The sequence below is a fragment of the Ruegeria sp. CJ6 genome (genome assembly GCF_056536665.1).
In genome coordinates, this window is the sequence record NZ_JBQFQB010000004.1 from 415,144 (window position 1) to 436,188 (window position 21,045).

Consider the following 21,045-nt stretch of genomic DNA (forward strand, 5'->3'; position numbering starts at 1 on the left):
GCGACGACTACCAGTGTACAGCATCGGCGCGAGCCTTCCCTTCTCGGTATTGAGCTTCATACACGCCGGCGAAACCGTGCAGATCTTCGGGTCGGTCAATACGCACGACAAGGCGGGTATCCGTCGTGTCCAGCAGGCTTCGATAGACTGGAGCGGGAAAGACCCAATCCGCGAATTACAGGTCTAAGCGACAGTTTCGACTTAAGCAGATGCTTTATCCGCCTGTGCGAGACAAGGAGCCGACTTGTATTGGTTGCTTGTGGATAAGTTTCAAAGGTAATGATCGTGCTGCGTGGCAGCTTCGGTAACTTTTAGAACTTCTTCGGGGTCGACGCCTAAAGCCCTGCAAATAACGATTAGCTCAACGACGTCTATACGGCGTTCTTCGCTTTCTATTCGAGCCACTAAGGATTGCTGGCAATGTAGTCTTTCGGCCACTTGCTCCTGGGACAATCCTGAACGCTTCCTTGCGTCTACAATGGCTTGGCACAAAGCTTTGTGCCCACTGCTTCTTATAGTTTTTGACATGACCGCCAAACATTTGTGTGCTTGACGATCCCTAATCTGGAATTTAGATTATCTAAAAAGTAGATAAAATAATCTGGAGCGACGCGCGTGCCTGAAGGTGGTTCGTTGAATTTCATAGCCTTGGCGGATTTGGCGGCAAGAAAGGCCCGAGACGAAGTCATCGTTGAGAGCATTCCGCAGCCTTTGGCGCGTCGTTTCGTAACGAACCTTCTCGCCCGCCCGTTCCTGCGCCCGCTTTTGGAACTTGAAATCAATGGATGCACCAGCTTTGAAGGAGCACTTCTATTGGTAGGGCAGGAGCTTGCTCACGCCACGAAGTTCCGATGCCGAAGCCAGCAGTTTCGAGGTGAAGAGTGCGAGGCTTTGGAGATATCCCCACTGGGTTGGACAACCTTGGCATCAGAGCAAGTGGGATTGGAAGAGAACCGTTGGATGCAACTGTTTAGAGAGGCCATCCAGGGTTATGTATGTGTCGACCAAGGAGCTGGAATCTGTATGTCTCGGCCGCTCTATGAAACAGCACTTGAGATCCCGGACCCGGCTTTGCTTGAACGCGTCGTTTTTATTAACAACGGAACTAAACAGTTTCCGCATTTCCGCAGTGGAGCCAATCAAACCGACAAAGGTATTCGGCAGGAACAGTCCCCTTGGTGGAGCACGGATGGGCAAAAGAGGTCATGCGTGGACGTTTTTGACCTAAGTCGAGCGAATGAGGTTTTTTGACCTGACCATTAGCTGAAACGGAGATTGAGATGCCTGATCAGACCGACAAGAAGTTCAAGCTCGGCATTCTTGACGGCCAACTTGGAAATCCTCCAGATTTTTTTGATACCCAAAATCCTACTGAATACAGACACAATGAAATGGCCGCGGAAGCAGCTGAGATGCTCGGTTTGATGATACAGGCAGTGCGCCTTCAGCATAAGATGTCAGTCGAAAAGCTTGCCGAAGAAGCGGGACTATCAGCGTTACAAATAAAGCAGATCGAAGCTGGAGATTTAAGCGTACCAATCGGCAAGACATTCACAGTTGCCGCTATGTTAAGTGTTCCTCTGTATGAGCCCGAAGAGTATGATCCGCGATTTGTCAGCCCGCGGTTGCATGCGCAGAGACAGAAAAATGCTCTTCTACAGCAGCGGGCATTTCAAGTGCGGCACAGGGAAGTGGATGATGATTTCTGACGTTGTACCAATGAATTTTTGCGGAGCAGGTCGCGAAGAAGTGTGCCCTTCAAGCTTAGGCTGAGCCCGTTCGAAATTACGCTATAATCTGCCGCAAAGAGTGCGTGTGATGGGAGGAGAGGATAAGGGGAACAGAGGCGTCAATGAGCGAGTGAAAGCTGCGCTTGACGGACGGCTTTCGCCAGACGATCTCACTGCAGAGGAGCAAGAGGTCTGGTTCGATGCCTTTATGGAAATTACCGCGACGCTAACAACAGAAGCACACGAACATTTCGCCAATCTCCGCATGCTTGGGGTTGGCGTCGGTCTCGATAATGGCGGGAAGCTGATACGCGGACCAGATCCAAGTGAGCGCGTGAAGGCTGCCCTTGAAGGCAAATTGTCACCTGGTGATCTCTCCAACGTGGAACAAGAGAACTGGGCTGCGTTGTTCATCGAGAAGGTGACCAATCCAGGGCCGAGAGAACGAGCGGTTATTGAAGAACGGCGGCGGAAGGGCCTTGGCGTCGGTCTCGATGAAGATGGAAACCTGGTGCGAGGGTCAGATATCGGTGAGCGCGTCAAAGCTGTCCTCGATGGATTAATCGCACCAAGCGATCTGACTGAACAGGAATATGACGTTTGGTTCGATGCGTTCACGTGCAAACTGGCAACTCCGGCAGGTGAAGCTGAAGAGTTTTTCGCTGAGTTGCGCAGCAAGAGCATTGACCCAGATCTGATTTTTATAAGCCCACTGGGCTTTTCCAGGCGAGATGTAATTGAGTATCTCAATCTCAAAATACTGCCCGGAGGTGCAATTGAGCGAAACATGCTTGTCGATATCGTCGAAGATGCGCTGAACCGGTTGCCCGAGGATCTTAGAACGAAATTTGGACGCAGTACGTCCGAGGGTTTGATAGTAGTTTCCGATGCAAGCGGTGTCTGGTTCGATGACAGATAAGAAATGGATCTTTGAAGCGCAGGCTGGTGTCGAAAATGAACATCGACGTCTGGAGGACAGTGGGCCGTCGTTGGAAAGATACCGGCAAGCCTGGTTCGATGGAAACCGTGCTGCGCTATTTGCGCAGTCAGAATGGCAAGAGCGATACGAGCATCCACTTTCTGAGACTCTCGTCAGAGTTCAGAAAGACGAGCTTTCGTGATTTTAACGCGCTGCTTGAAAGCTGCCCGGGTGTCTTCCGTGCCGCGGTCTCTGACGCCAACTTCTTCATCTTCGCTCGATGCGTCGGCAATGGCTCGACGATGATACTCGATCGCAGCATCAAGCATCTCTTCCGTCAAACGAGGGAACGCTTTGAAAACATTCGCGCGCGTTTCGTTCGCGGCAAGATTTGCTGCTTCGTGAGCGCCAATGCGAGTACCTTTGATCGTTGGGATCCCACCGCGGATATCGGGATCGCAGATGATGAGATCTTTCCGTGTCATGAAATAGGTTCTCTCACAATATGCCGCCGGCGCTGCCGGAACTACAGCGTCTCGTTCGAGGTTAGCAGATTCTCGATCCATTGCTTCACATCTTTATCGCCGATCTCGCCGGTAATATGACGTTCTTGAACGGCCAAAAACTCGTCGCTGATCTTTCCGCCGGACAGTCGAACTGACGCATTCGCCTGACGCCACGCTTCGCGGCGCTTTGCTTGCTCGGGAGTGTCTGACGACGGTTCTGGAGTATAGTCTGCGTAGCTTTTTCCGAGTTCTATCAGGGCTTCATTCGATTCTGCGAGGGTTCTCTCAGAGTTTTCGACTTTTTTGTTCATTTGCAGCAGCATAGCTCAGATCAAAGAGAATATACAGATGTTGAAGCAGAGCAAAATACTGAGGCATGAACCGGAAATAGCTGGGCCGTCGCTGATGCCGGGCGGTTGGGTTCGCATCGATGACTTGCTGAGGGGGGGGGAAGGACTTTCCGTCTTGGGCGAATTGGAATGCCGGATAATGGTGCTTTCGAAAAGTTGGCTGGCGCGGACCTGCGTAGCGACACTAAGTCTATCTGGCACGGTTCTGCACCGACTTTTGGATTTCCTCTACGAAATGTTTGATTAGATCTGCCGTCTCCTGAACAAACTGTTTTGTGAAAATGTGAATCTCTTTGCCCTCCTTGTCGTATCCATTGCGGTGGACACAATCATGCCGAAGCGAAACAGCCTTGAAGAGGTTGGCTCTATCGATGACCAGATTCAAAATACGCACGTTAAGTGCAATGTTGTAGAGAGTATCGACCTTCGCGAGATTATGATAAATGATGGACCGAAGGTGCTCTTGAATCTTGCGCTCAACCAATTTGGGATCTTTTGACACCTCAGACAGTGTGAACTTCTCCTTTCCCAGATATTCGTCTTGGGAAAGCAGGCGTTCCATTGCCACCTTGTCGTCCATAACCTCATTCAACAATGTGTCACCAAGATACGCTTCCAGCGCCGTGATCTGCTGAGAGAAGATCATCCGATTCACAAGATGGTCGCCGCGAGTTCCAGCATGATCGGCAAGCAGATCACCAGTATGGTGATAGGAGTCCATGAAAATCGAATATGGGTCGGATGGGGACTTGTAGTCGAGCCAATCGTCCGGCTCTGGTTCCGCATGTTCAAGTCCGTAGTCGAAATCATGGACGATCTCGTGTCCACCAGCATTAGTGTTTCGATAGTTTTCAACGCCTGTGGGATACTCCCAAATCCCCCAAGTCAACGTTCCAAGGTCAGGGTGGTTGATGACTGCCTCAAAATGGGTTTCTGGTCCCATCTGGCGTTCGTCGCCACCAACAATATCCCAATCCAACTCATCAGCTTCGATATCGAAGATTTCGCCACTCGATACATGACGGATCCGTGCAGTCCCGCTACAACAAATCTCCATATACCCTCCTACTGACTCCTACCCTCCAGTTTACCTGGTCATTAAGCCGCTGAAGCCTCAATTTTCGCCAGCTTCAAAGGTTTTGACTTATAGGAACAGATAAACCACCCTGCTTCGTGACAAAACTCGAAAATGTTCTCAGGCGAAAGCCTCTGCTGTAGAAGTTGATACCAACAAGATACGTGCTCACAGTACCCATGAAGGTGGGTTGATGTAACACAATCACCCGACGAAAAGCTCACCTGATCAATAACAGGCATGACCCCAGGAACGACAATAGTCCAGTCCTGTCGAACATTCAGCGGACCACATACTGTGCACTCCTTTGTGACCAGTTTGAACCAAATCGCGCGCGCCCGGTGTTCAAATAGTAGAGTTCCTCGCGTGATGGCATTGCAAACATCCGCGGATTTAGTTCTTTTGCTCATGTGTTCGGCCCTCTGTTCCGTACCTACGAGGGACATGGGTGCGATTTGGAAACTGAAAAATATTTTGCTCGAGTGATTGCCGAACTCTCCTTGCCAACCGCGGCACAACTCGCTCAACTATCAAAAAATGGAGCAAGAGTTGCCGACACAAATTTTGGAATTCCACGGTTTCAAGCCCCTTACAAATCCGAGCCGGAATAATGCCGACAAAAAATGGTGTCCCTTCATAGGTGCCAAATGCAAGAAAAGTCGAAGCGGTGGGGCGTGTGCCTTGCAGGCACCGTCATCCCCACCTGTAATCATTTGCCCGAACAGATTGTATGCAGAGAACTTCAGCGTAATCCGCAACATCGCCGAAGAGGTTTTTGGTGAAGCTTGCGAACTGGTAGAAGCCGCCGAAGCTGAAGTTCGCAGGCGCAAGAACGCGCTTGGCGGAAACGAAGTCGTCGTTTATGGGCAGGGTTTCAGTGGTGAAATTGGTATCGAAGCTCCTTCAGAGGACGAAAGCTCGGGCAGCTTCAAAGTGGATTATGTTCTTGCGCGTGTAGATGCAGATTTGAAGCCAGAGCTCATCGTTGCTATTGAAGTTCAAACGATTGATACAACGAATAAATACTCCGACGCTTCAAGCCAATACTATGGTGGCAAACCGTATCTGGGATACGGCAAGAACCCTAAGCCGGGCTGGACTAAAGCAGGCTTCAACTGGGAAAATGTAACTAAACGAATCTTGCCACAGCTGATCTACAAGGGGCATGCCCTTCGGCGCGAAAGGCTCGCTACTCATGGTTTGTTTTTCGTCCTCCCAGACCCTGTATTCAAAAAAATTCTTACTCGAGTAGGTGGTAGCCTGCTCCCCTACCCAAAGGGTCCCGGGACGATCACCTTCCACTCGTATCAACTTGCAGAACCACTCGAGAGTGGTGCCAGGCCGATTGAAAAAGTTCAAGAACTGACTACGACGGTTGAACAACTCGCTTTTGCTTTTGTGTCGCCGCAGAACCTTCCGCCGCTGGGAATCTATCAAGAGACGCTCACAAGGAAACTCGAAGAACTCAAACCGTAGCATGCTCCTAACTTCATCGGGCGACTGTTCGGCTCGCTATAAAGGGGCATGAAAATTCTTGTTCCAGATTGCTTGCTGTTTCATACTCTGGTAACGGTATGCGTCCAAAACAAAGCAAGAACATCTACTCGAGCGCTTCATGAAACCAACTGCGATTGACCTATTCTGCGGTGCAGGCGGACTATCCGCCGGCTTGGAGATGGCAGGCTTTGAGGTTCGAGCTGGCGTCGATCTATTCAGCGCTGCTGGCAAAACCTTCGAAGCCACGCATTCGCATGCAACATTCATTGAGAAACCAATCGAAGATGTCACTATCGACGAGCTTATTGAGAAAACGGGTCTGCAACCCGGAGAGCTAACTGTTCTTGCGGGCGGCCCCCCTTGCCAAGCCTACTCTGTCTACAACCATAAACGAGGCATGCAGGATGAGCGGGCAACACTTTTTCTGGAGTATCTTCGCATAGTTGAAGGAATGCAGCCCGAGTGGATTGTAATGGAAAACGTGATGGGGATCTTTTCCATTGGTGGCGGCGAAGCTGTCAGGGCAATCAAATCTGAACTGAAAAAGCTGGGCTATGAAGTCCAAGAGAAGGTTCTAAAGGCCGAGGAATTTGGGGTTCCACAAGAACGCCGGAGAGTAATCTTCATTGGCAACCGTATTGGAGCTCCCATTGAGCATCCCGAGCCCACTCACGGTGAAGGTTTGGCGCCATTTACCACCATTAAGGATGCGATCGGAGATCTTCCCGAGTTGAAGAATGGCCAGGATCTGGGAGTATCTTCTTACAGCTCCCAGGCAAACAGCGAGTTCCGCAAGTATGCCCGCGGGAAGCGCAAGTCAGTCAGCAATCATGGTGCACCAAAGCTGGGCAAAGTGAACATTGAACGCATGGCTCACATCCCCCCTGGTGGTAGCTGGAGGGATATTCCCTTTGAATTGCTGCCAGCCGGGATGAAGCGAGCCAAACGTTCGGATCACACGAAACGGTATGGGCGTATGACCTGGGATGGGCTCTCATGCACCATTCTAACTAAGTGCGACGTTCATTGGGGAGCCTATATTCACCCCGAACAAGACCGAGCAATTTCAGTCCGTGAAGCTGCACGACTACAAGCCTTTCCCGATTGGTTTGAGTTCAAAGGGTCGAAGACTGAACAATACGTTCAAGTTGGGAATGCAGTTCCTCCACTGCTCGGAAGAGCGATTGGGCTCAAGTTGCTCGAGACCATGACGACCGGCGAAAAGGTTCCTGTCGCCGCCGAGTAAAGCACTTTAGCAAAGCTTCCATTCTACTATTCGGGAATTGCAGTGTTGGACTCTTCAAGAACGTATTATGGCGAGGCTTCGGTACGGAGAGTGGCCAAGTGATAGATGGTATCCGGTTGCGGCGACATGCGATGCAAGGACGGCCCAAATCGACCGTTCTCAATGAACTGCGATGATGCAGTGCAACTTCCCGAGAACGGAGAAAGGTTGAATGCATGGAAATTGGCCACCTCAAATCGAACCTATTCCGGCAGGACTGTTTCCAGATTTAAGTTGACCACCATCACTTGTGGTGTTGCAACCCATGGCTTTAGTCATCACTTCCCGTCCGGGTTGTGCATGGCCTCAAAAAGGTATTCTCTGACTGCAACCTATGAACAGTTGCGCATCACAAATGAACGGTCGACATACCGAGTTACTTTCCAAATGTCTGTCCATCGATCTGGAGGTGGATCCCAAAACCGCCAAGGTATTTGCCTTTGCCGCCGTTCGAAACGATGAGCAACCGGCTTTGAAGTCGGGATCCAGCGTTCTGGAGAGAGATCTCGACCTTTTGGAAGAGGCTATCTCCGGAGTCGCACATCCGATTGGCCACAATTTCCTGCAACACGATATAGAGCACCTTATTGCTGCCAGACCACGACTGGACCAGATCATGCAGGCACCGATTGATACATTGTGGCTGAACCCGCTGGCTTTCCCACGCAATCCCTACCACCACTTGGTCAAACACTACCAGGACGGGCGTTTGGCTGCAGGGCACATAAATGATCCGGAGCTTGACGCCCGGCTTGTCTTTGAGGTGTTGGCCAATCAGATTGATGCCTTTCAAAACCTTGACGAAAGCGAACCGGATGCGCTTGTAGCCTATCACTTCCTGACCACTCGGACGGAACAATCGGAAGGGTTCGATGCGGTTTTTAAGTACCTACGAAAAGCCAATTGCCCGCCGCAGGATGAAGCCGTTGCCGCCATCCGTCGGATGCTGGACGGTCGGGCTTGTGGCAAACGGGTCGAACAGACTCTGGGACGGCTTAGCAATCCCCGAAACGGATGGCCTATGGCCTATGCGCTATCGTGGATCACCGTAGCCGGCGGGGACTCGGTCATGCCGCCATGGGTCCGGGCGCAGTTTCGTGAGGCATCTCTGATTGTCCGGCATCTCAGGGATACGTCCTGCAAAGATCCCGCCTGCTTGTGGTGTGCAGAACAGAATGACCCGGTCCGTGCGCTGAACAGGTGGTTCGGGTTCGACAGTTTCCGCCCACAGCCTGTGGACCCAAATGGTCGCCCTCTGCAGGAACGCATTGTCGACGAGGCCATGTCCGGAACAAGCCTGCTCGGCATCCTGCCAACAGGCACTGGAAAGTCCGTGTGTTATCAGGTGCCCGCTTTGTCGCGGTTCGACAAAATCGGGGCGTTGACCGTGGTCATTTCCCCGCTGGTCGCGCTGATGGCAGATCAGGTTCAGGGCATGGAGCGCGTAGGCATTTCCTGTTCCGTGACTGTGAATGGTCAGATGTCCATGCCCGAGCGACAAGACGCCCTGGACAAGGTTCGCATGGGGGATGCGGGCATTTTGATCATCTCGCCAGAGCAATTGCGTAGTACATCAATCCGGTCGGTACTGGCTCAGCGCGAAGTTGGCCTGTGGGCTATTGACGAGGCTCACTGCGTGTCGAAATGGGGTCATGATTTCAGACCGGATTACAGATATCTGGGACGGTTCATCAAAGAGTTCTCGGGCGATCAACCGCCTGTCCCAATCCTCTGCCTCACGGCCACCGCCAAACCAGAGGTCGTCGCCGATATCGTCGAGCATTTCCAGTCTCGCGCCGGGGTCGAGCTGCTCTGCCTTGATGGTGGAGCATCGCGGAAAAACCTGACATTTGATGTCAGGCGTACGACTAAGAACAGCAAACTGACCGATGTCCTGAACGTGATCGAAGAGCTGCTGCCATCTGAGGGCCGATCCGGTGCCGTGATCTATTGTGCGACACGTAAAGAGACCGAGCGCGTTGCCGAATTTCTGAAATCACAAGGTATGGACGCGGCACATTTCCATGCTGGACTTGGGTCCGATGACAAACACGACGTTCAGGAACGGTTCCGGGTCGGAGACCTGCGGGTGATCGCAGCCACCAACGCTTTTGGCATGGGCATCGACAAACCCGACATCCGGCTGGTAGTGCATGCAGACATCCCAGGGTCCTTGGAAAACTACCTGCAGGAGGCTGGGCGCGCCGGACGCGACCGGGAAATCGCCGATTGCGTGCTTCTGTACGCGGGGGATGATGTAGAACGCCAGTTCAGGTTGTCAGCGGGTTCGCGTTTGGCACGGCATGAAATCGGAGCCATTCTGAAAGCCCTACGCCGGATCGACGAGCGCACACGCAAAACTGGCAAGATCGTCGCCACTGCGGGTGAGATTGTCCGGTTCGAAAAGGATCAAGAATTTGAACGGGACAGCGCGACTGATGACACACGAGTCAAGACGGCCGTATCTTGGCTTGAAGAAGCAACACTTGTTTCGCGAGAAGAGAACCGTGTTCGTATTTTCCCTTCTTCGCTAACAGTCCGCACACTGGACGAAGCGAAACAACGGCTTGCGGATGCGGAGATCACTCAAGCGCATCGCAAACAATTGCTGGCCATCGTGCAGCATCTGATTTTGGCCCCGGCGGATGAAGGGGTCTCAACCGATCAGCTCTGCGGCGTCAGCGGTTTGACACCCGGCGCACTGACCAAAGCGATGGCCAATCTCGAAAGCTTTGGCATCGCGCGCAACGACGTTGCAATGACGCTCTTCATCCACGTGGGTGTGGCGCAGTCTTCCTCTGGGCGCCTCACAGAGGCCGCAAATCTGGAACGGGATTTGATCGCGTCGATGCGAGAGCTGGCACCGGATGCGGACAAAGAGACTCCGATACCGCTGAACCTGCAGGAAACCTGCCAGCATCTGCGCAATCAGGACCACGCCGATGCCCGCCCCGATGTCATCGACAAACTGATCCGGAGCATAGCGCGGGATGGCAAGGGGCAGGATGGAGGCACCGGCAATATCCGGTTGCGCAAGATCAGCCGGAACACTCTAAACGTGACGCGGATAAGATCGTGGGAAGTCATTGCCCAGACTGCTGAGATCCGGTGGCAAGCGGCCGGGATTCTTTTGAAGTTTCTGACGGGTAGACTCGACAAAGGCGCACGCGGCAAAGACCTGCAGGTCGAAACCACCGTGGGTGACCTTCTGGCGCAGCTCATGCAGGATGCCGTTCTGAAATCCAGCGGTCTGCGCGATATGACCAAACTGTTGGAACGCTCCCTGCTTTGGATGCATGAACAGGGCGTGTTGACACTGGGGAAAGGGTTGACCGTATTCCGCCCCGCCATGACCGTATTCCTCAATCCCCAAGGTGGTCAGTTCACGCAATCGGACTTCCTTCCTCTGGAAGAGCATTACGCCGAACAGACGCTTCAGACCCATGTCATGGCAACTTACGCGGAAACCGGTCTCGAGAAGATCACAGACGCCGAACGCCTATCGGAGGATTACTTCCTGCTCAACAAAGAGCAGTTCATGAAACGTTGGATGCCGGGCATGGCTCGTGAGGTCAGGCGACAGACAACCAGCAAGTCCTGGACCGCCATTGTCGAAGACCTCGGCAACAAGGTCCAACAGGACATTGTCGCGGACGATCGGGACCAGACCAATGTTTTGGTATTGGCCGGTCCCGGATCGGGGAAGACCCGTGTTTTGGTGCACCGGATCGCTTATCTATTACGGATGAAGCGCGAGGACCCGCGCGGTATTCTGGTACTGGCCTATAATCGACATGCTGCTGCCGAAATCCGTGTTCGTTTGCGAGCGCTGGTGGGCGATGATGCGGCTGGGGTCACGATCTCGACTTGCCATTCACTTGCGATGAAGCTGGTTGGCGCCAGTTTTGCGGGGGTTCAGGCCGCAACAGAAGACTTCGACAATGTCATCATGGAGGCAGTGCGCCAGCTCAACCCCGAAGGCCTGACAAAAGCCGAAGCAGAGGCGCAGCGCGAGAGCCTGATCCAGGGGTTTCGCTGGATATTGGTGGATGAGTACCAGGATATTGGCCCGGAGGAATACGCGCTCATTTCCGCCGTGGCAGGTCGGTCTATGGAAGATGCTGAGCTTAAACTTAGCCTGTTTGCCGTGGGCGACGATGACCAGAATATCTATGCCTTCAACGGGGCTTCTGTCGATTTCATCCGCAGATTTGAAGATGACTATAAGGCCAGACCATCTTTTCTGATCGAAAACTATCGGTCAACAGCACATATTGTCGAGGCCGCCAATCAGGTCATATCCAGAGCGCCTGAACGCATGAAAATGGATCACCAAATCACGATCAACCAGGCGCGGCTCTCTCAACCCAGCGGCGGACGTCTGGAGGGGAAGGATTCCGTCGCCCATGGCCGAGTGCAGTTACTGGACGCCCCACCTGGCGCTATGCCGCAATCTGCAGCAGCAATCGACGAGCTGATACGCCTTTCTCGCCTGGACCCCAATTGGAACTGGTCCCGCGTTGCTGTGATTTCCCGAGACTGGAAATCACTCGATGCAGTTCGGACCTATGCCGAAGCACTGGGGTTGCGCGTGGATATGGCCAACGAAGACCTTCCAAATGTTTGGCGTCTTAGAGAAACCCAACGTCTGGTGTCCGGGTTGCGCGAGAAACAAGGCGCGCTTCTGGGTATTCAGGACATCCTTACGGTCCTGAATGTTCAGCCTCGCAACAAATGGGTGGATTTGCTGGCAGAAGGTGTGGCGGAACTGGCCCGGGAGTTGGGCACCAAGACTATGCCGGTACCTGATATCATTGAATGGATCGCGGACTGGTCCCGGGATACACGCGGTGAGCAACGTGGACTGCTGTTGCTGACGGCGCACAGGGCCAAAGGCCTTGAATTTGACCATGTCGCAATTCTAAACGGCGGCTGGACCCGGGTCTCGAAAGAGGAGGATAACGAAGCCCCTCGTCGCCTATTCTATGTGGCAATGACCCGCGCACAGCAAAGCCTCACAGTGCTGACATCCGGAGCGCACCCCTTTCTGAAAACGGGTTCAGATTCAGTTCTGATCAGGCATGTGACGCCCGATCTCGACGAAACCTCATTGCCCGCAACAAAATACCAGATGCCTGCGCTCGATATTGTAGATTTGTCATTCGCCGGTCGCCAAAGGGATGCAAATGAAGTGCACAACGCCGTGCGCTCAGCGAATGTAGGGGACACTCTTTCCCTTGTGTTTCAACAACCTCATTGGGTTTTGTTGGACGCCCAAAAACGTGTTGTCGGACGTATGGCCAAATCGTGGAAGCCACCCCTCGGGCATGTATTTGCCTCTGGCCAGATCGGGGCCATCATTAACTGGCGCAAGATCGATAGTGGAGAAGAGTACGCCCACTACCATAGGCGCGATAGTTGGGAGACCATACTACCAGAGTTGATCTTCCGGCATGAGAATGCCGAAGCCTCGCATACGCAGCCGACACCAACAGCCCGAGAGGAAGATCAGACGGACCGTGTCAGGGACAATCCACATCGACAAACGACCGACCCTTCCGCAAAGGCATTGGATATCTCGGTTCCAAAACCACAGGAGATTGATATTCCGCCAAAACTCGACCTCAAAACGCTCATCCGCAAATCTATTGACGACACACGCGCCTGGGATGAGCTTTCGGCAGCGTTGAAAGATAAAGATATTGCGCTGGCGGCCAAGGGCGGCGGCCTTGTGGTCAAAAACGCCTCAACCGGCGAGGAGATCGGAAAGATATCTGCGCTTGGGTTCAAATATATTGATCTGATCCGCCACTATGGCGAAGGTTTCCCTGATCACCCTGCCACATGGTTGGTCGAGAAAGCGTTAAACGACAATTACGTTCCCAAAGGCCCAAGACGAACCATGAAAGCAAAGAACCGTAAAAGAAAATCGGGCGATGGCGACGATTTTTCGCTGATTGAAGATTGATGAGTTGGGTCAATATGGGGCGTTTCGATCATGTGCAGACGGCCCTAAGCTCCCTTTCACATGACATGCAAATGCGGCGGCGCAGCAGTCGGGATTCTTATGTATGGCGAGGACGCCTGTAAGCTATAGGTGACAATCGAAGGTAGTGGTGAAGCACTGTTTTGCAGGAGCAGCGAGCTCGTTTACTCCTCTTGAGGGTGGCCCTGTAACTTGAATAGGATTTTTTGTTGTTGAAAGAAGAAGAACGTAAGCCGCTTCTTGTCCGGCACCTGTCGATCGAGAATTTTAGGGGTGTGAATAAAGGATCAGTTGATTTCCAAGGCCACACACTTCTTGTAGGCGGCAATAGTGCGGGCAAGTCTACAATCTGTGAAGCGCTGGAGCTGGTTCTCGGGCCAGAGCGCGCCTATCGCCGTCCCATCGTCAATGAGCATGACTTTCACGCCGGCCGATATCTCGATGACGATGGCAACCCGATTTACATCAAGCTTGATGTTGTGCTGCTGCATCTTCCCGAAGAGATGGAGAAAAAGCTGTTTTCAAAGACGCGCCCATGGAGCGACATCAAAGGCGGGTTCGTCGATGAAGACGGCGCAGTGCCGGAGGACGCTGACGGCGAAGATGTCGTGCGCGCCTTGCCCCTGACCTTCATCGGCTACTATGACCGCAAGGAAGATGACTTTGTCGGGGCTACCTATTTTGCACACCCTGTCGAAGAGCTGGGCGAAGACGATGAACACTATGGCAGGCCGTTCGCGGGGCTGAGCTTCTTCCCCCGCGAGTGGAAAATCCAATGCGGGTTCATCTATTTGCGCACGCTGCGGACCGGACGCCGCGCCCTGAGCCTTGAGCGCGGCTCACTGCTGGACACGATTTTGCGGCTCGGCGACACTGGGAAGGAGTCGATGTGGGAAAGCACGGTGAAGCAACTCCGTGCTCTCGACCCGCCGATTGGCGACATTCCCCAGCTCGCTGGCATTCAGACGCAGATCAAGGATCGCATGGCGCGCTTCGTCGGTCTGTCGGCAGACAAGGACGCGACGGGCTTTTATGCCTCTGACCTGACCCGCGAGAATCTGCGGGAGGTTGTCCAGCTCTTCCTGAAGAGCCAAGATAGCAACCATGCCGTGCCTTTCAACAGGCTTGGCACGGGCGCGGTAAACGCGCTGGTCTTTGCCTTGCTGACCCATATCGCAGACTTGCGAGGCAACCGCGCCATCATTTTTGCGATGGAGGAACCTGAGATCGCCTTGCCGCCCCATGCGCAGGATCGCGAAATACCTCCTGAAGAACATGGGACAGGCCATCATCACCTCCCATTCGCCCTATGTGATCGAAGAGTTCGATATGGCGAATCTGCGGTCCATATCTCGCACAGCAGGGGCGCTGTCATCGGACAGCATTCCGGCGGGAGTCATCAAACACAGCGCGCTGCGCACCAATCGAAGGCAATTGGCGGAAGCCGTGTTAGCGCGCGGCGTGATTGTCGCGGAAGGTGATACAGAAGCCAAGATGCTGGCGGCGGCGAGCTACATGTATGAAGCTCTTGATAAATCAGACGCTTACGCGCCGCTGGACTTGATTGGGATTAGTGTCTTCGACGCAGGTACACAGTCCGATGTTCCCAAGTGGGGGCCGTTTTTCGGGGCAATGAAAAAGACGACCTTCGCGTTTCACGATCAGCCCAATAAGGCCTGGACTGCGGACCAGGCGGCGAAGCTGGATACCTACCACCACAATTTCCAGAGCGCTTATAAGGGCACAGAAGATTTGCTGGCCGCCGAAGTATCGCCTGCGGTCCATCGGCGTTTTTTAGAGCAGGCCAAAGACCATCCCGACTATCCGACCGATAAGGGGTATCTGAAAGGCGGCGAAAGCGAGGATGACGTGATCGCGCTGTCCAGGCAGGTCCTCAAGGCTAAGAAGGGCTCGGGCTTTGCGGCAATGCTGATTGAGCAATGCGAGACGCTGGACGAGATGCCCGACACGGTGAAGACCTTTCTGGAGACCGTCGCCGCCGACATGGCCTTGCCCAACCTGGACGATACCGACGATGCAGGCGACGGTGAAGACGGACCGAATGACCCTGATCCGCTCGATAACGATGGCGATGTCGAGGACATACTTTAGATCATGGCTTTTACGATCTGTGAAAAACGCCAAGCAGTCATAGACGAAAAAGGTCACGCGTTGGTCATTGGCGGGCCGGGTTCGGGTAAGACGACTCTCGCGCTACTCAAGTGCAAGGGTATTCTGGACGCGCTCGCGCCCGGCCAAAGCATCTTGTTCTTGAGCTTTTCCCGTGCCGCTGTGCAGCAAATCCTGAAACGCTGCCGTGAAATTCTAACCAAAGAAGAAATGAAGCGCATCGATGTTCGCACCTATCATTCCTTCTGCTGGGATATCCTGCATTGCCACGGACGCTTGCTGGGCGGACGGCCTCTTAAAATGATGGCCCCGTCCGAGGAAGGCACCCGGCGCACGCAGTTCGACGGGGATTGGGCGGTGGAAAGCAAGCGGCTAAAGGGTGAAGACGGCATAGTCTGCTTCGACCTCTTCGCAGACGCGACGTCGGAGCTCTTTGAGGGCAGCACGCATTTGCGCTCATGGATGGGACGGCTTTTTCCGTTGGTGATCCTTGATGAATTTCAGGATTCGGATGACGACCAATGGCGATTTGTACAGCAACTCAGCGCCGTGACCCAAACTCTGTTTCTGGCTGATACGGAACAACGGATATTCGAAGGCACGTTCCGGCCCGGTGTTCGCGCGGATAGGCTGGATATCCTGAAAGACGCCGTCGATCTGCTCGAAGTCGATCTGCGGGACGACAATTACCGCAGCGCCGATAGTGATATCCTCTCGATTGCCGATTGCGTGCTGAGAGGCAAAGGTCCGCTGCCCAAGAGCGAAGACGTGAAGTGGCTGCCCTACAACTACAAAAACCAATTCCCGGCAACGGTTCACTTCGCCGTGGCGGTGACACTTGGCACCCTGCGTAAGCGTGGGATCGCTGATCCGACCGTCGCCGTCCTTACACGAAGCAATGATCTGGTCGCAGAAATCTCTGACATTCTCGAGTTCCCACACACCTACAATGGCAAGGACCTGCAGCCGATCCCGCACGACACTGTCTGGGACCAAGAACTGTCAGCGTCGGCGGGCGTCGCGATGGCGGCTGCGCTCGAATTCATCTCTGTGGGCACGCCTGCTGCACGCGAGGCCATGCACGCCAAGATCGAAGAGTATTTCCTCATAAAGAAGGATTTCTGCGAACGCTATGGTGGGCGCGGCGCGAAGGCAGCAGGCAAAAAGGCGGCGCGCTTTGGGAAATCGAAAGCCAGGGTCGCAGAGGACAAGGCGCTAACGCCAGGCTCGCCGAAGACCTTCGAGAATGCGCTATCGACGATCCCCGCTCTGACAGGCGATCCGGTCAGAGACTGGAAGGCCGTCCGAACGGCGTTCCAAGCTCATGGTGATCTGAAAACGATCTTTCAGGATGCGCGGATGGTGAGACTGTTCCGCGCGTCCGATACACTGGCGACAGCGCTGTCTGGTCGCTGGGTAGAGCGGGCGACCTATGATGGAGCGGCGCGCTTGATCCGCAGCGTGCTCGATCAGGAGAAGCTGATCGGTCTTGAGAGTGATCCCAAGGGTGTCTCACTCATGACTATGCACAAATCCAAGGGGAAAGAGTTTGACGGCGTCGTAATGATTGAAGGCATGTATTCCAGCCCCTTCCTCCTCGAGCACGAAGCGCCCGACTTTGCGCCATCGCGGCGGCTTTTGCGCGTCGGAATTACCCGGGCGCGAAGCTTTGTCCTGATTGTGCGCCCCCGAACAGCCAGTCCCCTGATTGATTGATAGTCGGCGGCTTGACGCGCAATCTTCTTCGCAATTCGTTGGTTGGGTCGCGACTGCAGCGAACGACCGCTTACCCCCCTTGTTGGCGTGATGGACCAGTACCGTCGACACTCCATCCCGCTTCAATTCCAGAAACAAGTCCTGAACCTTTTTGAAAGCGGGCGCATCATTCTCGTCGTCCAGACCATTGGTCAGTGTGGTGAAGTCGTCCAGAATTAATAGGTCGTAGCTTCCAGCAACTTTTTTGACTAATTCCTCTCGGTGTTCTGGGTCCGTAATGTCGTAGAAAGTAGACCCCAAGTCCTGATCTTGTCTGGCAATGATTGTTAGGTTGCTCAGTACTACGTCTGACGCCGACTTCTTTTTTAGACGACGATTTTGAAATGGAAATGTTCTGGTCCTTAGCGCGAGCTATCGCCGACGAAGTGAGCGGATCGTTCGGAAAAAGAAAGACCCGCGAAATGACCTGCATGGCCCGTTCCCGGCGCAAATTTGTCAATTTCTTCGCCGCACTGGGCTCTCCAGTTGCCGAAGAAGCCATTCGTAGGGTTGCAAAGCTCTGTTCCGGTGCGAAAGAGGTACGGGTGAGGGCTAATTGGTTTTCATCTCACTTTAATCGCTGTCTTAAGTTCAGGAAACTTGCTGAGATAAGCGTGATCTGTTTGCGGCAGTAGCTTCTTGAGTTCAGGAGATAAGTCCTCAAACGGTATATCAAAGGGGCCGTCAAGAATACCGAGCGCCAAGAATTCTCTTAAATAGGAAGAATTTCCGGATCTGGGGATTTGAGCTGCGGTTCGGACGAAGCTCCCTAAGCTTTCGACCTTGAAACTCTCGGTAACATTGTCACTAAGAATAATTTCCCTAACCGCGCGGCAAAGAGAATGCGCTGCCCAGTATGGGATCGCGCAAACGTCTTTGGCTTCTTCAACGTTGCAAGGGGTTCTATGAACATTTCCCTCAGAAAGCCTCCAAGAAAGCTCGACCCAGTTTTGAAGCCGATGTTGTGCTTCCCAAACGATCCGGGTCCCTAAAGTCGGAAACTCTCCTTCATAGTGTGCTGGCGCTCGAGATGGGTCATGAACAGGGAGGATCTTTTCGACGAAGATCGCAACATACATCAGCCAAAAGTTGTCTTGGACCTCCTTCGTCGCAGCACGAGTAATCAAGATATCAAAAAAGTGGATCGCAGAGTAAGTAACATCGTCGAATAGGTCTTCATCTTCGAACGGAGGAGCTTCGGAAAGGGAGCTGACATAATTATTATCCTCCCGAATGGCTTTAAGGGCAGCTTCCCCTACTGGCCTCCAAACTCCTGACCGTAACGCAAAGTCGGTGTCACCAACAAAGTTGAGTACGGTAACTCTCTCTGGGTCCAGCGCGTATGTTTCACCCTGAATATTGATGGTGGCGCGGAGATCTTCACGTAAGAAGCTCTCTGGATTCTGCATACTTTCCATCACGAACCGATCGAACTCCTCGAAGGTGCTGGTCTGAAATGTCCGATAGAACTCGACAGCGAACTCAGGCGTATGCATTTGGAGCTCGCGTCTGACGTGCTGCGACTTTGCTACGGTTTCTACTATGAAACGTGTAGCGATTGTTCTCTTAGAAAATTTCGGGAGACCTTTCGCCGCCAACTTCAGTATCGGTCGAATGAACCGAGGTGCTCTCTTGCCATCTGTGCTTCCCTGCAACGCCAGTGGTAGCGGATTCGAGCTAACACGCACCATCCAGTCATACAACTTTTGCAATGTATTTGTTCGATTATGGTATTTGCCGAGCAGTGGAATATATGGATACAGAACTCTAATGAGCTCCAAGTATCTCCTCTCATCATAAAGCATATTTGTAAGCGGCAGGAGACGTCGGACTTTATTTCCAGACGGTCGGCTTAGATAGAAAAATGTGAGTATGGAGACACCCCAAAGCGCAGTCAGGAGAAAAGAAACTTTTTCATTGCTCATAAGATCACTTGGCTGCCCAAACCCGAAGCTAACTATCCACACTGCAACGTCTTCTGGCAGAATGCTGAGAATAGGGAGAATGAACTGGAACCCGAGGATTATCGTGACAAAAACCACAGAAAGAACGAGTGCTATTGGAGCATTCAGGCGCAGCTTTAGACGCGACAACGGATCCAAAACCGCATATGCGGCTATGACCAAGCCAAAAAATGTCAGAAATCCATCTAAGCTCATGCCGCTTGCTCGCTATAGTATTTGGGTTTTGCGTTCCACGATGCCTAAAGCCAGTGAATTTTTCGCATAGCTGAAGTCAGCGCCTTGCCCATCTAAGCAATGCCGCGTCGAAAGCTCGTTGTTGCGGAAACCTTCCAAGGAAGTATTTACGCTCATCAGGCGGAAACTTTGAGCACGCGTAGATGAATGCTCTTTGTTGCCACGGATCCATCAAAGAAAACTCCTCCTTGCGCTCACGAAGCCAATCCGTCGCTCCTGATGCCATTGCTGATAGGATTACTTCCCTCCTAACGTAAGGATCACCTGACGAGAAAAAGTGAATAATTTGGGGGATGTGGTTCAAAGTAGCATTTCTCGAGAATAGGCTCAGCACTGATAGTCTAAAATATTCGTTACTTGATAGAGACTTATCCTGAAGCAAACGTATCAAGTCTCCCCCAAGTTCTCTCCAATCTTCTACTCCAAGATCCTGAACACTCGACAGATATGCACAAATTCCGGCGAGGCACGGGTTCAGGTCGTGAATGCGCGCTATAACCTTTTGAATTGCGCCAGGGTGCCCAACTTGAGCGAGCCTCCTGAAAAACCAGCGCAGCCGAATGAAATCTACGGGATTTTGATTGAGATACTCATCAATAATAGTGTCTATTCTGGCGTCACTGATTTTCGCCCAATCAACTGCCTTAATCGAGCTAAAGGAAATCATCTTATATGGGTTTCCTGATGAATACCGACCTACAACGCTAAGTAGATCCTTCTCATTCTTGTTGATTGGTCTATCTTCGACCATTTGCCGGCACAAAGAATCCGTTTCTTCTGGTGAAAGAAACCGTGTCTTGTGTCTCTGAAGGGTCAGGCGTTGCTGCTGATCAAGAGTGCGAGCAACTTTTGCAAGTGCATCTCTTGCGTCATCCTGCGACGAACAAAAAACAAGAATATCGTCGGCATACCTTAGGAAATCCACCCCTTGGACTTCCAAACTATTGTCAATGGGAATGAGCGTTGCTTCCGCAATCAGGTGCGCCGCATGTGGACCCACGGGTATTCCCCTCGATACGCCAGCTGTCGTAGATTCAAGAAGGCTGATTACCCACTTTGTTGCTTGGTTGGGAAACCCAGAGTCCATCAGCTGGTTTTCGACCGTGTGATGATAGATCTGATTGTAAAAGTCAGCGATGTCGCAATAAAGAATTACCGAAGAAGATGCGGCTTTGCGAGAAACGTTAGCCCAAAAATCATTCCAACCCGATTGGCTGGCGTAAAGGCCATGCTCAGCAGTCGGAGAGAAACGATAACTGAATACTTTATTGGAAGGCTTCCTTCGCTGCTCCACACCTGAACCAAACTGGTGCATTATTGCGGATAGAATAAGCGAGTCCTGCGGATCAAGCTGAGTTGCTTGTCGGTAGGAAATTTCATCTTTGGGAACGATAAATCTTCTCGAGGTTCCAATCGGAAACTGGTTCAAGTCCTTTCCAGCGATGGCGGTAGAAAGGCGATCCCTCTCAGATTTTATGGCATTAATTTCAACCACTTGAGGAAAAAGGTCACCATCAGAGTGTTCAGCAATGAAATCAATCGCCCAATCAACAGATGCTTTGTCCAACATTTGAATTCCCGAACCTCGAAATCATCTATACGGGGAGCGATCCG

At 52.6% G+C, this 21,045-nt stretch carries 16 protein-coding genes and 1 pseudogene; 10 read left to right on the forward strand and 7 right to left on the reverse strand.

The window, feature by feature from the left end; all coding sequences use genetic code 11:
- The first annotated feature begins 49 nt into the window (after positions 1–49).
- On the forward strand, positions 50–187 hold the full coding sequence (locus ACR0BT_RS14400) for a hypothetical protein (protein WP_480763449.1): 138 nt from the start codon (positions 50–52) through the stop codon (positions 185–187).
- An 83-nt stretch (positions 188–270) separates the two neighbouring features.
- On the opposite strand, the gene ACR0BT_RS14405 is transcribed toward ACR0BT_RS14400, so the two are convergent.
- Complete coding sequence (locus ACR0BT_RS14405) at positions 271–528, reverse strand: helix-turn-helix domain-containing protein (protein WP_480763450.1); 258 nt, start codon at positions 526–528, stop codon at positions 271–273.
- Positions 529–615: 87 nt separating this feature from the next.
- Here ACR0BT_RS14405 and ACR0BT_RS14410 point away from each other — a divergent pair, with 87 nt between their 5' ends.
- From ACR0BT_RS14410 to ACR0BT_RS14420, 3 genes are all read left to right on the forward strand, one after another.
- Complete coding sequence (locus ACR0BT_RS14410) at positions 616–1,251, forward strand: hypothetical protein (RefSeq protein ID WP_480763451.1); 636 nt, start codon at positions 616–618, stop codon at positions 1,249–1,251.
- A 29-nt stretch (positions 1,252–1,280) separates the two neighbouring features.
- A complete protein-coding gene (locus ACR0BT_RS14415; RefSeq protein ID WP_480763452.1) occupies positions 1,281–1,709 on the forward strand; it encodes a helix-turn-helix domain-containing protein in 429 nt (142 codons plus the stop codon).
- A gap of 109 nt (positions 1,710–1,818) precedes the next feature.
- The gene (locus tag ACR0BT_RS14420) at positions 1,819–2,649 is read left to right on the forward strand and encodes a hypothetical protein (protein WP_480763453.1); all 831 of its coding nucleotides are present in this window, start codon (positions 1,819–1,821) and stop codon (positions 2,647–2,649) included.
- A 173-nt stretch (positions 2,650–2,822) separates the two neighbouring features.
- Here the strand turns inward: ACR0BT_RS14420 and ACR0BT_RS14425 are convergent, their stop codons facing one another.
- The 3 genes from ACR0BT_RS14425 to ACR0BT_RS14435 form a co-directional block, all read right to left on the reverse strand.
- A complete protein-coding gene (locus ACR0BT_RS14425) occupies positions 2,823–3,134 on the reverse strand; it encodes a DUF433 domain-containing protein (RefSeq protein WP_480763454.1) in 312 nt (103 codons plus the stop codon).
- 41 nt (positions 3,135–3,175) lie between these two features.
- Complete coding sequence (locus ACR0BT_RS14430; protein ID WP_480763455.1) at positions 3,176–3,478, reverse strand: antitoxin VbhA family protein; 303 nt, start codon at positions 3,476–3,478, stop codon at positions 3,176–3,178.
- Positions 3,479–3,695: 217 nt separating this feature from the next.
- Positions 3,696–4,562, reverse strand: coding sequence for a hypothetical protein (locus ACR0BT_RS14435; protein ID WP_480763456.1), 867 nt, complete (start codon positions 4,560–4,562; stop codon positions 3,696–3,698).
- A 555-nt stretch (positions 4,563–5,117) separates the two neighbouring features.
- Here ACR0BT_RS14435 and ACR0BT_RS14440 point away from each other — a divergent pair.
- The 6 genes from ACR0BT_RS14440 to ACR0BT_RS14465 all read left to right on the forward strand — a co-directional run bounded on the left by ACR0BT_RS14440 (position 5,118) and on the right by ACR0BT_RS14465 (position 17,194).
- Entirely contained in the window at positions 5,118–6,056 is a 939-nt protein-coding gene (locus tag ACR0BT_RS14440; RefSeq protein WP_480763457.1) for a hypothetical protein, read from the forward strand.
- Positions 6,057–6,195: 139 nt separating this feature from the next.
- Positions 6,196–7,323 carry a DNA cytosine methyltransferase gene (locus tag ACR0BT_RS14445; protein WP_480763458.1) on the forward strand — a complete coding sequence of 376 codons (1,128 nt, stop codon included), beginning with the start codon at positions 6,196–6,198 and terminating at the stop codon, positions 7,321–7,323.
- Between the two features lie 394 nt (positions 7,324–7,717).
- Positions 7,718–13,330: a RecQ family ATP-dependent DNA helicase gene (locus ACR0BT_RS14450; protein WP_480763459.1), complete on the forward strand. Its 5,613-nt coding sequence runs from the start codon at positions 7,718–7,720 to the stop codon at positions 13,328–13,330.
- A gap of 230 nt (positions 13,331–13,560) precedes the next feature.
- Positions 13,561–14,829 (forward strand): ATP-dependent nuclease, encoded by a 1,269-nt coding sequence (locus ACR0BT_RS14455; RefSeq protein WP_480763489.1) that lies wholly within the window; start codon positions 13,561–13,563, stop codon positions 14,827–14,829.
- On the forward strand, positions 14,783–15,460 hold the full coding sequence (locus tag ACR0BT_RS14460) for a toprim domain-containing protein (protein WP_480763460.1): 678 nt from the start codon (positions 14,783–14,785) through the stop codon (positions 15,458–15,460). Before ACR0BT_RS14455 ends, ACR0BT_RS14460 begins: the two co-directional genes overlap by 47 nt.
- A gap of 3 nt (positions 15,461–15,463) precedes the next feature.
- Positions 15,464–17,194 carry a UvrD-helicase domain-containing protein gene (locus ACR0BT_RS14465; protein WP_480763461.1) on the forward strand — a complete coding sequence of 577 codons (1,731 nt, stop codon included), beginning with the start codon at positions 15,464–15,466 and terminating at the stop codon, positions 17,192–17,194.
- A gap of 84 nt (positions 17,195–17,278) precedes the next feature.
- Here the strand turns inward: ACR0BT_RS14465 and ACR0BT_RS14470 are convergent.
- The 3 genes and pseudogenes from ACR0BT_RS14470 to ACR0BT_RS14480 all read right to left on the reverse strand — a co-directional run.
- A pseudogene (locus tag ACR0BT_RS14470) lies at positions 17,279–17,494 on the reverse strand (hypothetical protein); the annotation flags it as partial.
- Between the two features lie 302 nt (positions 17,495–17,796).
- Positions 17,797–19,392, reverse strand: coding sequence for a hypothetical protein (locus tag ACR0BT_RS14475; RefSeq protein WP_480763462.1), 1,596 nt, complete (start codon positions 19,390–19,392; stop codon positions 17,797–17,799).
- Between the two features lie 76 nt (positions 19,393–19,468).
- Positions 19,469–21,001: an RNA-directed DNA polymerase gene (locus ACR0BT_RS14480; protein WP_480763463.1), complete on the reverse strand. Its 1,533-nt coding sequence runs from the start codon at positions 20,999–21,001 to the stop codon at positions 19,469–19,471.
- Positions 21,002–21,045: the final 44 nt, after the last annotated feature.